Below are 16,295 nucleotides of genomic sequence, written 5' to 3' on the forward strand. Positions count from 1 at the left end.
TTTTTGTTATTCAGATCTGTTACTAAGATATACCTTTTCTCCTACGATGTTGCAGCTGTAATATTGTAATTCCTATTAATAAAGTAACGGCCCCGATAAGTAACCAGTTAAATAAACTAGTTGCTGTATCTGGTAACGGTTCCTCTACTTGTATTAAAGCCTCACTCGCATCTTTTAATGTCGCTAATGCCTCATCTACATCTGACTGGGACGCATCTTTATCAGCTAAGACTTCTTGAGCTTTTTTCAATGCATCTTGATAGGCTTTCCAACTATCATTAGTGTGATCAGATGCATTTAGGTCATCTGATTTTGCTTCTTCCTCTTTCAATGAAGCTTTATCTACAGTTAGTGCTGCACGTGCTGTTGCCAGTTCTTCTTCTGCTTTATCGATTTCCTCTTGTGTTGCATTCGGATCGTTAAGTACAGCTTGTGCTTTGGCTAATGCTTCTTGATAAATTGCCCAGCTGGTTTCAGAGTAATCCTCAATGTTCAGCTCTTTTGATTTATTTTCCTCTGCTTCCAGTAATGTTTTGTCTACTGTAAGTGCTTTGCGAGCTGCTTCTAAGGTATCTAAAGCTTCATCCACATCGGTTTGACTGGAAGAAGGATTACCTAACACATCCTGTGCACGTTCAAGTGCTTCCTGGTAAGCTTCCCAGCTTGCTTGAGAGTAATGCTCCGATTGTAATTTTTCGGACTTTTTCTCTTCGTCTGCTAAGGCTTGTTTATAAACAAGGTTACGATATGCTTCTCCTAACTCAGAATTTGCTTGATCTACTTCTAATTGGGTTGCATTTGGTTCAGCAATGACTTCTCTTGCATGCTCTAATGTATCTACCAAAGTACCCCATGAATCTTCTGTATATTCATCTTCCACTAGCTCTTCTTTCGTAATCTCATCATCCGTGGCAATTAGATCTGTTTTGTCAACGACTGTAAAGTAATGGTCCTTTGTAACATCTGGTCGACCAGATTGTGAAGTTGTAACTTCCACTTTGTACTCACCTGATGTTAAGGTTTGTTCGACGTTATATGTCCATGTACCATTCTCATCTATCGTTAAATCATCTTCATCAACAATTATTTCTTCTCCATCTGGATATATAATCGTAATCGTTGCATGATCAGCATCCACATCAGCTGTACCTTCGATGATTGGTGTTAAATCATTCGTAATACCATTTGGATCATCGATTTGCAAGGCGTGTCCAAATGGATCGTCTGCTTGGAAAGTAAAGTCTTCTACAGCTGTTCCATTTTCCTCATCACCATACAGATTAGCACTTGCTGATTCTTGGTTGTAGTAGACTTTTACATCTGCGTCACTGGATAAAGCAGTACCTTCTTCTAATGTTAGTCTTACTTTGTTTGTTTTGCTTTCTGGATCTGCTTTTACTAATTCCGTAGCAATAATTTCTACCTCTACACCATCTATTATGACCATAAAGCCTGCTTCTGGTTCCACTTCATTATTGGCAAAGTATACATCTTTATCAAATTCAATGGTAATTTGATCAAAGCCATGATCGAATGTCGCATTAATCGCTTCTGGTGGATGTTTTTCTAAAGCATCTCGTGCTTCTAAAAGGTCATCTGATGCTGATTGGACTTCTTCCTGTGAAGCCGTTGGGTTTGAGAATACTTCTTGTGCATCATCCAATTTATCGATGAATTCTTCCCACCCTGCACGATGATTATTTTCATCTAATTCATGAGCACGATCAATGGTCCTTTCTAAGGATTCTTTGTCAACAACCGTGAATGCTGCAGATTTAGTAACAGTTCGTTCTGTATCCGTGTCTTCAGATGTAACATAAACGGTATAGTCACCTGGAGTTAGTGGGTCTAATTCCAACCAGTGCGCATCTTCAAACACCCATCCAGTGCCGTTAATGAATGCCTCCGCGTTCGTTACCACGTCATTCCCTTCACTGTCTACAATGGTAATAGTTACGTTATCTGCCTCTTCGTGAACATCACCAGTGAAAGGGGTTGTACGATCATCTGTATTGCCTTTGGTACTTTCAATATGAAGGGCTGCACCGAATTCGTCGTATGCATTAAATGTTGCATCTTCAGTCGGAGAGCCATTTTCTTCATTGCCTACAAGATTTGATTCACCATTTGCTTCATTATAAGTAATTTCAATTTCCTCATCACTAGACAGTTTTGTACCATCAGCCAAAGTTAACGTAACTTTATCTCCTTCTACTTCTGCACCTACTACTTCTAATGGCTCACTATCCATTGTTACCGTAAATCCTTTAGTCGGATTGATTGCACCATCTTCGAATGTAACAGCTTTATCGTAGTCAATTGTAATGGTGGTGCTATCATGTTCAAATGATGCAGTTTCGGCAACTGGTGGATGTTTCTCTAAAGCATCACGTGTTGCTTCAAGTTCTGTTATAGCAGCGTTTACTTCTTCTTGAGAGGCGGTTGGGTTGTCTATTACCTCTTGTGCTTCGTCAAGCTTTCTGGCAAATTCTTCCCATCCTGCACGGTGATCGTCTTCCTCTAATTCCTGCCCCTCTTCAATCGCTGCTTCTAAATCTGTTTTGTCAACAACTGTGAAGGTAGCTGATTTTGTAACAGTTCTACTGCTTTCTCCATTAAATGCGGTAGCTTCTACCGTGTAATCACCATATTCTAGAGCATTTGAAATATTATATGTCCATGAGCCACCATTTAAACCGGCTTCGATATTTTCAAGCCCTTCCACTATATTTCCTTTACTGTCTTTGAATGTTAAAATAACTTGAACAGCGTCTTGATGAGCAGTACCTGTAAAAGATGGTGTTCGGTCATCTGTATCACCTATGGTTGTTTCAATTTGTAGACCAGCCCCGAATTCGTCTGTTGCAACAATGCTAAACGTCTCGTCTGCTGAACCGTTAAGCTCGTCACCATAGAGATTATCGGAAGAACCATCATAGTCCACTATTACTTCTTCAGCATCACTGTTTAGAGTACCTTCAACCGTTAGTGTTACTTTGTCACCATTCGCAATTGCATTTGTAACAAGGTACTCTTCACCATCGACGGTAACCGTAAATCCTACAGATGGGCCGCTATCGTCAGTCAACACGACGTCTTTATCAAAATCAATGGTGATTTTGTTGTCTCCGTGTTCATATTCGGCAGGTTCTGATTCTTCTGGTGGATGTTTTTCTAGTGCATCTACAGCAGTTTGTAGGTTTGCTAAAGCATTATCCACTTCTTCTTGAGTAAGCCTTTCTCCAGCAGTTTCATCATCAATCTGAGCGATAACTTCCGCTGCAGTTTTTAATGCCGTCTGATATTCAGGCCAACCAGATCGATAAGTTTCTTCATCGGATACAATAGTTGGAAGAATATTATCTTTATAATCTTCTAGTGGTACTTTACTTACAAAATTAAACGTAGACGTCACGGCAGGATCAGTTTCCATTTCTCCAATTGAGGCCGTCACACTGATCGTATATTCACCCGGTACAGTTAGTTGGTCAATAGCATCTATTTCCCATACAGTATCAGCTACAGTTGCACTTCGAGTGTACATATAGCCGTCCGGTCCTGTAACCTTAACCTGCACATCGGATCCCGGCATAACTTTACCAGTAATGGTTGGTGTCGGATTATAAACTATTTCTCCTACTGTTGGTGTTTCAATCGTGATTGATCTTTCCACTTCGTTGTCCATTTTAATCGGAACTGCCTCAGCTTCACTTACACCGCCAGTACCGTTCGTAACAGTAATATTTACATTACGATCACCAAGTAGATCAGTTGTTTGATATTCCACGAGTTGACCGATTTGTTCTGCAATACTAGCAACAACTTTTCCACTTAAAATCCGGATATTGTCAATACTCAATGTGGCGCCGTGCGAAGTTCCGTCCGTTCTGTTAAATGAACCCGCTACAAAACGGAATTGATATGTGCCATCTTCAGTGATAACACCAGCATTAGTAGTCCAATCCTTATTTAACCCTCTTCCATATAGAATTTCCGTATATTCTTCTATTGAACCATCATTTTCATTCAGCTTTACCAAAAAGCCATAAACCTCATAGTCATCTCCTCCAGCATTGGCTTTCCAGTCAAAACCTAATTGGTCTCCTGCATGAGCTTCAAATGGATCACTAACGGCCTCAGCCCCAAATGAGGTAGCAATTTGACCATCATCTTTTGCATAATCGCCAGTTTTTAAATGTGCCCATAAAAATCCTAATTCTAATGCTTGACCGTTTGATGTATCTGTATCATAAACTTCTTGTACATATCCAGTTCTATCTTGTCCTGAAGTCCAACCTTCAAATTCTGCCTCGAATCCTTCAACGTTTGGATGGTCGCTACTTCCGCTCGGGTTTGCTCTTTCATTATAATTCATATCTGTTACATAACTATATTTGTTACCTTTAATATCAGTACCCGTTACTGTATAGGTTCCATCTCCGTTTGGTTCTACACTATCATATAGAGTACCTTGCGTCTTTGTCGCCAATTCTCCTAACCAAATTTGGTCAACAGATGTTCCATCATGCATTTCACTTGACGTGTTAATCGACCAGTTTGGAATCGTATTAGACTCGTCAACTATTCCTAAATCCCCTTGTTCAAAGTCACCGTTAGGAATCGGGATTGTAGAGAAATCGATTTGCAAAGAGGTTCCATCCCCATTTAATATCTCATTTACACGCGCAATATCTTCACCTGGATCATCTAAATCACCATCGCCATTGGAATCCATGTATATTACACCATCAATAATTTCTATTTCTTTCCCATCTTCAAGCTCATATGTTCCATTTGGAAGTGATAATTTTTCTAACGGATCACTTCCGCCTTCTATATCAAATTTGATGTTGCCACCTGAGAAAACCTCTCCATCCTCTGCTGAAATAGTCAAGTTTGGTGCCACTGTGACAGGAACTGCACTATCAGCATCAGCTGGAACGTTATCGTTGTAGTCGATGGTTGGATCATCTAAAAATCCAATGTCCGCTGCAAATAAGCCTGTTGGCATTACTGTACCAATCAATAATACTCCAATTAAAAAGATTGCTAGTTTTGATCGAAATTTCTTCAAATCTTTTTTCACTCCTTTATTTTCTGAAATGTTTTCACTTCTGTTGTTAGTATTAAATACCATCCATTACCCTCCTTTCTCTTGATTTAGATAGGACTGTAAATAATTTCCCTTTCGACAATCCTTTCAGATTGTAGCAGACGAATCTCTACAAAAACTCTACAAAATTGACTTTTCACCACAATTAATAGGTCTTTTTTATCACTAATTAATAACTCGAGCGGTAATTATTCTTTTAAAATATGATATTTACAATTTTTTGTCCTCTATGTAACTTGTAGACTATTATTCTACTTTTCACAAAATAGATCATTTAATCTATAAAAATCATTTAGATTACTGCTAGACACAAAAAAAGAGAGGAAAAGTCCCCTCTTAAACAGTACGTTATTCTTTTCTTTGCTAAAACGAAGATAGAATATGAATGTACTTCCAACTAATAATAATACAGCACCAATCAATAACATATTATATAAATAAGTGGGTGTGTTTGATAAAGAGTATCATCACCTTCTTTTACCCGTTTCCTTCTTTCCCACTTTCTTCATCTTCTTTTTCTTCTTCCTCATTCGGTAATAAATGATTAGTAACTGTACACTCACCAGGTCACCCTTGTCCGCTTCAATCGGAAAGCTTTTCGGTGACTCTACCCATTTTCATTTGTTACAAGTTGATCCTCTAACTGAAAAACAGTACCTTGTATCCTTTTTCTCAGTTATCTTGATCCACATTCATTAATTGAACTGAACCAGTTAATAATTCGTTTGTTACAGTAATGGAAAGGACTTCGTTTTGACTCTTTTCAATGGTAAAGGAGATTGGTTCTTGTAATAAATTAAGGCCAGAAGGTACCTTGACTTCTACAAATTGATATTCTACTGTTTCTAAACCTTCATAGTATATAATCCTTGTTCATCCGGTATCACTTCTACAATATTTTCAGATTGATTATTTGTTAGCTTTTGGATGACATACTTATCTCCTTCTAGGGATTGATTCGTATCGGCATCAATTTTGTCTAATTCAACTTCTCGGATGATTTACTTGTTCTCTACAGTAACAGTGTTTGTCTCAGCCTTATATGATCATCTATAAAGTTATGGTTGTAACTCCACTATTTGTAACATGCCATTTTCCGCAATATAAATTGCTGAAGCATCATGATTAAAAAAGATATCATTTTTCTTCTTTTTTACTTCGTTTTCATATACTAGTATTGGTTCCATACTCTCACTAGACAAGTCAATATAGTAAGTATTCATATGGAAATGATCATTAGCTTCTTGTTCATATTGTGTAAAGACGAAACTTCCATTATCTCCTATGAGAATATCATCTACCGGATCTATATACTGGTTACGATCTCTCAAATCAATACCGTGTTTTTCTAGTTGAAGATCGATAATCTTGGCTTCAGGAGTATATACTGCATGTAATTGATAAGGCGTATCCTCTTCACCAATCTCGTAAAAATATTCATAAAATCCATAATAAGACTGATCTACACCTCTTCAACACAACTGTAATTTTAAGTTTAGCGTTAAATTTTGGAAAAAACAATAACAAGTATGAACATGCATGAAAAAACCCAGTCTTAAAATAAAGACTGGGTTCAATACTATTTCTCTTCGTCCTGTGCTCCCCACCAAGAAATGTTCTTTAAACCTTTTACATTTTTATAGTGGAAGTTAGGATCTGTTCCTTGTTTTTTCTGTTTGACGTAGTCTTGCAGTACATCCATTGCAATTTTACTCAATAATAAAATAGCAATTAAGTTCACTACAGCCATCATTGCCATAAACAGATCAGCCATATCCCATACAATCTGGATAGATGCAAGTGAACCGAACATAACCATACCTAAAACGACCACACGATAGACGTTAATCCATATTCCCTTTGGATTTAAGAAACTGACATTCGTCTCACCATAATAATAGTTACCAATTACAGAACTAAAGGCAAAGAAGAAGATTGTGATCGCTAAGAAAATCGATGCCCATTCACCGACATGTGCACTTAAGGCAACCTGTGTTAATTGAATTCCATCCTCTGATGCTTGATAGAAATTATCATAGAGAATGATAATAAATGCTGTTAAACTGCAAATGACAATCGTATCAAAAAATACAGCCAGCGATTGTACAAGCCCTTGCTTAACCGGGTGATTGACGCCTGCAGTTGCAGCAGCATTCGGTGCACTACCCATACCACCTTCATTGGAAAAGAGACCGCGGCGAATACCATACATCATTGCTGCACCAGCACCACCACCAAATACTTCTTCTAATCCAAATGCATTTTTGATAATAAGCATAAATACATCTGGGATAGCGGTAATATTGGTGAATACAACGTAAAAACCGACAATCATATAAATAACAGCCATAATAGGTACAATCACTCCGGCAACAGATGCAATACGTTTAATACCGCCAAAAATAATCAGTCCTGCTAACACAACTAGTACAATACCTGTCCAGACTTTATCAATATCAAAAGCCTGTTCTACTGCAGCTGAAATCGTATTGGCTTGTACAGCATTAAATATAAAGCCAAATGTAATGGTTATCAGTATTGAGAACACAATACCCATCCATTTTTGTCCTAAAGCTTTTTCCATATAATAAGCCGGTCCGCCTCTGAAACCATCTTTATCTGGAACTTTATATACTTGGGCAAGCGTACTTTCAATAAATGCAGTGGCCATTCCAATTAAGGCGATCATCCACATCCAGAACACAGCACCAGGTCCACCTATTGCAACAGCTAAAGCTACACCTGCCAGGTTACCTGTCCCTACTCTTGATGCGATTGTAATACTAAATGCTTGGAAGGCATTGGTTCCTTTTTTACCGCTCTGCTCAACCGCTTCCTCAGAAATAACTTTAAACATATCTCCGAATAAACGGAACTGAACAAACTTAGATCGAAGGGTAAAGAATAAACCTGCACCTATTAGTAAGTAAATTAATACATAATCCCAAAGAATCAAATTACCCCATTCGACAATTTTGGAAGCTATCCATTCTACTTTCTCCATGATGTTCCACTCCTCTCGTATGAAAAAACTATACCCCAAAATAAATAATATAATACACTTTCTCTAAAAAAACAAATAAATCCCTTATCCAAAGATTGGACAAGGGATATGTAGCTACTTTGAAACGGCTTCTTCTTTCATCAACCTGCTTGCAACAGACTCTGTAAATTCTATCGTTGTCTTTGGTACTACAGATTTTAACACACTATTAATCATTGGCCCCATCATGCCACCAGCGGATATAGATAAACATCCGGTGACATTCGTTCTTTCAGCAGTAATTTTCTCCGCTTGAAAATAGCCGCTTCCTTCTAAATTTTCGCTTATTCCCTTTAATTCAAAACTGATGCTCGTTGGTGCCACCCATTCTTTTATTTTTACTTTTAATCCTATCTTTTTTTGCATCTTGCCTACGTCACCTTTGAAATGCCATGTTGATTGACGCTCATTAATAATCTGGTGATTGATATACCCCGGGGCTAAAGGTGCCCATCTGTTCATATCGCTGACAAATTCCCAGACTTTTTCGATTGGCAAATCTAATTGGACAAAGTGTGTACCATTCGGCATTTAAATCCCTCCTTATCATTTCATATGTTGAACGATGAACAATCATTCACATTTTTGTATTTAGTTTATGTAAAAAAGGTATATTCTTCCGTATCAAGTTATACACTACCAATAGCTTATCGCTAATCGGAGGATCCCACCATGTATAAAAAACAGGAGCACTTGTTAATTATTGTAGCTTTTTTTGTTGCCTTTGTGATCGGTTTATCATTACTCGGACGTATTCTTTCAGGATGAGAGGGAGTAACTATGGAAAGTGAACAAGCTGTCTTTTACAGCCGACTATTAACCGAATTAACACTTTCATTCCATATTATATATGCAACGATTGGTGTGGGGATTCCTTTTCTGATATTTCTAACACAGTGGCTCGGAATAAAGAAACAAGATGAGCACTACATTTTATTAGCCAGAAGATGGACAAGAGGTTTCATCATCACCGTTGCTGTTGGAGTCGTTACTGGAACGGCGATTGGATTACAGCTTAACCTATTATGGCCTACCTTTATGGAGTTAGCAGGAAATGTAATAGCTCTTCCGTTATTTATGGAAACGTTCGCCTTCTTCTTCGAGGCTATTTTTCTTGGTATTTATCTATATACATGGGACAGATTTCGTGATCAGCGCAAGCACATGTTACTGTTACTCCCTGTAGCAATAGGAGCGTCTTTTTCTGCAATTTTTATTACGATGGTAAATGCTTTTATGAATGCACCGCAAGGATTTGAATTAATGAATGGGGAATTCATTAATGTCGAACCACTCGTTGCCATGTTTAACCCTGCCATGCCGACAAAAGTTGCTCATGTTGTAGCAACGGCATATATGACTTCAGCATTTGTATTAGCAGCGATTGGCGCCTTCCGTCTGCTAAGAGGCTCTAATCATATCTATCATAAAAAGGCCCTTTTACTGACGCTGAAAGTTGGACTAGTTTTCTCGATTGCGTCTGCTATTATCGGAGATTTTGCTGGTAAATATCTCGCAGAATACCAGCCTGAAAAGCTGGCAGCAATGGAATGGCACTTTGAAACAGAAGAACAGGCATCCCTAACATTGCTGGGATTTTTAACCAATGGTGAAGAGATTACATTTTCCATAGAAGTTCCTTACGCATTAAGTATACTTGCCCACGGAAATCCGAATGCAGAAGTAATAGGCTTGGACCAGTTCGCTGAGGATGAAATCCCTCCGCTCTATATCCATTATTTGTTTAATATTATGGTGATTATCGGCATGATTACAATGATAATCGCACTATTTTACATTGTTGGTAATGCCTTGAATAGAACATTTATTAGAAGCAGATTCTTTCTATGGCTAATAGTAAGTACAGGACCATTATCGATGCTTGCTATTGAAGCGGGATGGTGGTTAGCTGAGGTCGGCAGACAGCCATGGGTATTACGTGGCATTTTACGCACAGAAAATGCCGCCACGACTAGTAATCATGTTGATTTAATGCTTTTACTCTTTATTGGATTATATATAGTACTCGGATTAGCAAGTGTTATTGTATTAACCCGAATGTTTAAAAACAATCCAGTAGAGCAAGAAATAGTAGATCATCAAAGAATTGGAAGGTGAGCTATGTGTCCTATGAAATCATTGGCATTGTTGTGCTCTGGCTATTTCTATATGGATATATAATTGTTGCTTCAATCGATTTTGGAGCAGGATTCTTTCATGCATATAGCGTCTTAACCAATAAGCATCATATCATTAGTAACATTGTACAACGTTATCTTTCACCAGTCTGGGAGGTCACCAATGTCTTTCTCGTCTTTTTCTTTGTTGGGATTGTAGGATTCTTTCCTAGTACAGCTTATTATTATGGAACCGTATTATTAGTACCTGCAAGTTTGTCTCTCATCTTATTAGCGATTCGAGGATCTTATTATGCTTTCACTACTTACGGTAAATTAAAGAGTAATTTGTGGACTTACTTATATGGTTTTTCCGGCTTATTAATTCCGGCATCGCTCTCGATCGTATTGACAATCTCTGAAGGTGGATTTATCAAAGAAGGCAATAATGAACTTACTTTGCAATATGCATCCCTGTTTTCAAGCCCTTTAACATGGAGTATCGTGATCTTAAGTTTAACCTCCATACTTTATATTTCTGCTGTTTTTCTAACCTGGTATGCCAATAAGGCTAAAGATCTAGCAGCAACTGCCCTATTGCGGAGATATGCTTTAATATGGGCTGGGCCAGCTATTATTACCGCTACTGGTATAATTGTGGAATTGCGGACACATAATCCGGTTCATTATCACAGAATGCTCGATTTATGGTGGATGTTTGCTCTCTCAGGAATATTGTTTATCTCCACAGTGTATTTGATTTGGCGGAAAAAATCTTACGGTCTTGCTTTTTTCTTACTGACTGGACAATTTTTTATTGCTTTCTATGCTTATGGACTTTCCCATTATCCTTACCTGTTGTATCCTTACTTGACGATAGAAGAAGGTTTTACTAGCGAAGGAATGGCTCTTGCTTTAATTATTGCTTTTATTGCAGGTCTCTGCTTATTGCTCCCTTCTTTATGGTTATTATTACGTCTTTTTCTATTTAATAAAGATTATGTGGAAGGGAAGATAAAGTGAAACTTCCAACCTTGCCTTATTAGCTTTTCTCAGTCTGGAAGTGGGATACTTACGGATGTTTAGTAGGAGGGAAAAATATGAATGAATTTCTATACTTTTATGCACCATTTATTATCATTATCATCAGTATTATCTTCACGTTCTGGTTTATCTCAAAAGATACGAGAATAAAATAACATACTTAGCACTCCAAAAGAATGAAAGAAAGCAAATCCATATGAGAGTTACTTCGAGGGTATGTATTTTGTGTACCATACTTTAAAAAACCAGGCTTGATATTTTTCCCAAGCCTGGTTTTTTCCTATATCATTTAAAATCGAATTAAGAAGTATTTTTTCTTTCCTCTTCTAATGATCGTAAATTTATCCTCAATACGGTCTTGATCTGTTAATTGATGTGTTAATTCCTGATTTCTTATGCCATTAATGTAAATGGCACCATTCTTAATATCTTCTCGTGCTTGACGCTTGGAAGAGGAGATATTAGCTTCCACTAATAAATCAATTAGACCAATTTCTTTATTTTCGAGGGTGACAGAAGGAACATCTTTAAATCCTTGCTCTATTTCTGCAGCATTCAAGCTTGTTAAATCACCGCTGAATAAAGCTTCTGTGATTTTCTGTGCTTGCGTTAACGCTTCTTCGCCATGAACAAGTTTGGTCATTTCTTCTGCCAAGCGTTTATGCGGGATACGTTTTTCCGGAGCTTCTTCTAACTCTTTCTCTAAAGCTGCTATTTCATCAAAATCAATAAACGTAAAGTATTTAATAAAACGGATTACATCACGGTCATCCGTATTAATCCAGAATTGGTAAAATTCATATGGTGTTGTTTTCTCCGGATTAAGCCATACTGCACCACCAGCAGTTTTACCGAATTTGGTTCCATCGCTCTTTGTAATCAAAGGTACGGTTAAACCGTATACTTCTGCTTCTTCTTCCTCATTTTCAAATCGTTTACGACGGATTAACTCCATACCAGCAGTGATGTTTCCCCATTGATCACTACCACCAATTTGAAGTGTACAATTTTCTTTTTCGTACAAATTGAGAAAGTCGAACGATTGTAGCATCATGTAACTGAATTCTGTAAAGGTAATACCATTTTCGAGTCTGGATTCTACAGAATCTTTAGCCAGCATATAGTTGATACTGAAGTGTTTACCAATATCACGCAAAAATTCAATAAACGTCATCGTCGATAACCATTCATGATTATTTCGAGCTACCGCACTGTTTTCCCCTTGATCAAAATTTAAGATACTTGCCAGTTGTTCTTTGATTTTTTCACTGAAGCCTTTTACTACTTCTGGACTATTTAGAGATCTTTCTGTAGAACGGCCACTCGGATCACCAATTAATCCTGTTCCCCCACCAATTAAAGCAATCGGACGATGACCAGCTTTTTGGAATCTTTTCAACATTAAAACCGGTAACAGATGTCCAATATGTAAGCTGTCAGCTGTTGGATCAAAACCACAGTAAAGGGTGACAAGATTGTTATCTAAATGTTTTCTTAATCCATCGTCATCTGTTGTCTGTTGAATCAGGTCTCTTTTTGAAAGTTCATCTAAAATATGCATTTTAACAACACTCCTTATTTATTTTCATTCGTTAAAAGAAAAAAATCCATAAAAAAACTCCCCCCTCATAATAAGGGACGAGATGCTTCGCGGTACCACCCTTGTTGCAATTCACATGAACTGCCACTTAAGGATATAACGATGAGACCACACCGTCTTCATTCTACATGAAGAAACTCCGGAACGTAATTCATGGTAAGATTTTTTACTAGCTTTCACCAACCGCCAGCTCTCTAAAAAAGTGAATCTTCCATTACTTCAAACCATCATTGTTTTATGGATGTTTAATTGTTATATCATTATTAGCATATTCATAATAAAAATGCAATATATTTTTTATTAATTTCTATAAAAACTGTTTGACGGCTGTGCTATAATATGTAGTGGAATATTTAGGAGGTAATCTAAATGAATACAAAAGATTTTTTTCATAATATATGGGAGCCTATGAAAGAAATTTGGAATAAAAAAATCATTCAAAAATCTACAAGGATCAGCTATCATATCATTTGGAATATTGTTTTATTCTTTATAACGATTGGTATTATCGGAGGTTTTTTCCTTGGTGGTCTTGGTGCAGGTTACTTTGCATCATTAGTTGATAACGAAGAAATTCAAACGGAAGAACAAATGGCAAGTGCTATTTATAACTATGAGGAAACATCTGAATTATATTTCGCTGATAATGAGTTTCTATCAGACGTTAGTTCTGATTTATTACGAGATGAAACTTCCTTAGAAAATGTAAGTGAAGATGTAAAGAATGCTGTTATTGCCACAGAAGATGAGTATTTTGAAACACATAATGGTATCGTACCGAAAGCGATTTTCCGTGCGGTTTTTCAAGAGGTAACGAATTCCTCAACTAAGACCGGTGGAAGTACATTAACACAACAAATTATTAAAAATCAAATTTTAACAAACGAAGTATCTTTTGAGCGAAAAGCAAAAGAAATGCTTTTAGCTATGCGATTAGAACGATTTTTTGAAAAAGATGACATATTAGAAGCTTATTTGAACATTGTACCTTTTGGCAGAAACTCTTCTGGCCAAAATATAGCAGGTATCCAAACAGCAGCCGAAGGGATATTCGATACAAATGCAGAAGATTTAAAACTTCCACAAGCTGCTTTCATTGCTGGTCTTCCCCAAAGTCCATCTTATTATACCCCGTTCTTAAACGGTGGTGGTTTAAAAGATGAGAAAGATCTGGAGCCTGGGTTAAATCGTATGAAATCTGTTTTAAGCAGAATGTTAGAAGCTGGATACATTAGTGAAGAGGAATATCAAGAAGCGTTAGAATATGATATTGTAGCTGACTTTAAAGAGCCAGAAGATTCCGTTCTGGAAAAATATCCTTATTTAATGCGTGAATTACAAGATAGAGCTGTTGATATTTTAGTTGACGTTCTAGCTGAACAAGATGGGTATTCTAAAGAAGATATAGAATCCAGTTCGATTTTAAAAGAAGAATATACAATCAGGGCAAATCGTGAAATAGGGAGTAATGGTTATAAAATACATTCTACCATTGATAAAGAAATATACGATGTTTTTCAAAAAATTGCCCGTGAATATGATAATTATGGAAGAGATAAACTAGCCAGAAATGAAAACACTAAACAAGCTATTATGATTGAAGATCCGGATACTGGTGAAATGGTCCAATTAGGCGAACAACCTGTTCAGGTTGGAAGTGTACTGATTGAAAATAGTACAGGAAAAATATTAAGTTTTGTCGGTGGACGTGATTTTGAAATATCTGAACAAAACCATGCAACAAATGTAAAACGGCAAACTGGTAGTACGATGAAACCTCTCGCTGGATATGGACCAGCAATGGAATTAGGTGTCGTACAGCCAGGTTCAGTCATTGCCGATGTGGAGAAAGACTTTGGAGGTTATACACCAAGTAACTATTCTCTACGCTATTATGGATTAACATCAGTCAGAGAAGCATTATATCGATCACATAACGCTACGGCTGTTACTGTTTTTAACAAAATCAAAGGTCCAGAGCTTGCGAGAAACTTCTTATGGAAAATGGGCTTAAATGATATAACGGAAGAACAAAGTAGCTATACTGCAACTGTATTAGGTACTCTTGATTTAACTGTAGAAGAGAATACGAATGCTTATGCAACATTTGGAAACTTAGGTGAGTTTGTAGATGGGTATATGATTGACAAAATCGAAACCAAAGATGGTGAAGTTATTTATCAACATGAATCCGAACCTGTTGAAGTATTTAGTCCACAAACAAGTTATTTGATGATTGACATGATGCGGGATGTACTCACTAATGGTGCAGGTACAGGTACTGCTGCAAGAGCCAATTTAGCGAATAAAAATGTGGATTGGGCAGGAAAAACAGGTACAACTAGTGATTATCGAGATACATGGTTTGTTGCCACAAATCCGAATGTAACCCTAAGTAGTTGGATGGGCTATGACTATAAACAACAATTGGATAAAGACGGTTATAGTACCCGTAATAATGCATTCTGGGCAAAACTAGTCAATGCGGCAACTGAAATCCGCCCTGACTTAATGGCACCTTCTCAAAAATTCGAGAGTCCTGGTGGTATTGTTTCGAGATCATATTGTGCTGTCTCAGGTCTATTACCATCAGATGAATGCAGTGAACTTGGATTAGTTCAAACAGATATTTATAATGCTGATTATGTACCAACAAAGCAAGATTATAGTCTCATTAAAGAAAATTATGCAACTATTGATGGTGACGTAGTACTTGCTGGTGAAAATACGCCGGATGAATTTTCAGATGGTGATGGTGTCAGCTTTAATCCTGAATGGTTAGAGGATATGGGCTATAATAAGTTGGCAAATATTAAGCAACTTACTGCAGGTAAATCCGGCGCTTGGGAAAAAATTAAATATCCAAGTGATGATAACGAGGTCAAAAATAATGATAAAGAACCAAATGCGCCTACTTCCTTAAAATTAAATAATCAGAAACTGAATTGGAAGAAATCAAACAGTTCTGATGTAGTAGGTTATCGTATTTATCGAGCAAGCAATCCTGATGATGAGAATTTCCAACGAATTGGCTCTACCACCAACACATCGTTTACTATTCCAGGAAGCGATGCTGTTTACCATGTTAGAGCGGTAGATTACTTTGGACAAGAATCTAAACCAAGTAACGTAGTTGAAAAAGGAGATTTCTCTGAACCAGAAGAAGATGAAGAAGATAAAAAAGATGAAGAAAAACCTAAAAAGAAGCAAAATAACAACAATTCTGATAACAATGACTCTAATAGTAACAATGATAACTCTGACGGAAATAATAATAACAATAATGAAAATTCCGATGACGATGCTGAGACTGAACCCGATTCAGAGTCTGAACCAGAGTCAGAAGATAGTGACAATAATTAAGTACCAAAGAACTCT

The 16,295-nt window shown here is 37.2% G+C and carries 10 protein-coding genes and 1 other annotated feature; of the genes, 4 read left to right on the plus strand and 6 right to left on the minus strand.

Annotated elements, in window-relative coordinates:
- Positions 1 to 22: 22 nt before the first annotated feature.
- The 5 genes from GI584_RS15335 to GI584_RS15350 all read right to left on the minus strand — a co-directional run bounded on the left by GI584_RS15335 (position 23) and on the right by GI584_RS15350 (position 8,687).
- Positions 23 to 5,137, minus strand: coding sequence for a SwmB domain-containing protein (locus GI584_RS15335; RefSeq protein WP_153791748.1), 5,115 nt, complete (start codon positions 5,135 to 5,137; stop codon positions 23 to 25).
- Positions 5,138 to 5,785: 648 nt separating this feature from the next.
- Complete coding sequence (locus GI584_RS24405) at positions 5,786 to 5,980, minus strand: SpaA isopeptide-forming pilin-related protein (RefSeq protein ID WP_194842213.1); 195 nt, start codon at positions 5,978 to 5,980, stop codon at positions 5,786 to 5,788.
- A gap of 191 nt (positions 5,981 to 6,171) precedes the next feature.
- On the minus strand, positions 6,172 to 6,444 hold the full coding sequence (locus GI584_RS15340) for a hypothetical protein (protein ID WP_153791749.1): 273 nt from the start codon (positions 6,442 to 6,444) through the stop codon (positions 6,172 to 6,174).
- A gap of 248 nt (positions 6,445 to 6,692) precedes the next feature.
- On the minus strand, positions 6,693 to 8,117 hold the full coding sequence (locus GI584_RS15345) for an alanine/glycine:cation symporter family protein (RefSeq protein ID WP_153791750.1): 1,425 nt from the start codon (positions 8,115 to 8,117) through the stop codon (positions 6,693 to 6,695).
- Between the two features lie 114 nt (positions 8,118 to 8,231).
- The gene (locus tag GI584_RS15350) at positions 8,232 to 8,687 is read right to left on the minus strand and encodes an SRPBCC family protein (protein WP_100359896.1); all 456 of its coding nucleotides are present in this window, start codon (positions 8,685 to 8,687) and stop codon (positions 8,232 to 8,234) included.
- A 249-nt stretch (positions 8,688 to 8,936) separates the two neighbouring features.
- On the opposite strand from GI584_RS15350, the gene GI584_RS15355 reads away from it, so the two are divergent.
- From GI584_RS15355 to cydS, 3 genes are all read left to right on the plus strand, one after another.
- Positions 8,937 to 10,274, plus strand: a complete 1,338-nt coding sequence (locus tag GI584_RS15355; protein ID WP_153791751.1) for a cytochrome ubiquinol oxidase subunit I — start codon at positions 8,937 to 8,939, stop codon at positions 10,272 to 10,274.
- 5 nt (positions 10,275 to 10,279) lie between these two features.
- Positions 10,280 to 11,296, plus strand: a complete 1,017-nt coding sequence (locus GI584_RS15360) for a cytochrome d ubiquinol oxidase subunit II (RefSeq protein ID WP_153791752.1) — start codon at positions 10,280 to 10,282, stop codon at positions 11,294 to 11,296.
- A gap of 77 nt (positions 11,297 to 11,373) precedes the next feature.
- On the plus strand, positions 11,374 to 11,472 hold the full coding sequence (cydS, locus tag GI584_RS24410) for a cytochrome bd oxidase small subunit CydS family protein (protein WP_407647366.1): 99 nt from the start codon (positions 11,374 to 11,376) through the stop codon (positions 11,470 to 11,472).
- A 134-nt stretch (positions 11,473 to 11,606) separates the two neighbouring features.
- On the opposite strand, the gene tyrS is transcribed toward cydS, so the two are convergent.
- Positions 11,607 to 12,878: a tyrosine--tRNA ligase gene (tyrS, locus tag GI584_RS15365; protein WP_100359893.1), complete on the minus strand. Its 1,272-nt coding sequence runs from the start codon at positions 12,876 to 12,878 to the stop codon at positions 11,607 to 11,609.
- Positions 12,879 to 12,948: 70 nt separating this feature from the next.
- Positions 12,949 to 13,157 (minus strand) — a binding site (T-box leader).
- Between the two features lie 129 nt (positions 13,158 to 13,286).
- Here tyrS and GI584_RS15370 point away from each other — a divergent pair.
- Positions 13,287 to 16,280 (plus strand): transglycosylase domain-containing protein, encoded by a 2,994-nt coding sequence (locus tag GI584_RS15370; RefSeq protein ID WP_153791753.1) that lies wholly within the window; start codon positions 13,287 to 13,289, stop codon positions 16,278 to 16,280.
- Positions 16,281 to 16,295: the final 15 nt, after the last annotated feature.

It is taken from the genome of Gracilibacillus salitolerans, from assembly GCF_009650095.1.
GTDB classification, from domain to species: Bacteria; Bacillota; Bacilli; order Bacillales; family Amphibacillaceae; genus Gracilibacillus; species Gracilibacillus salitolerans.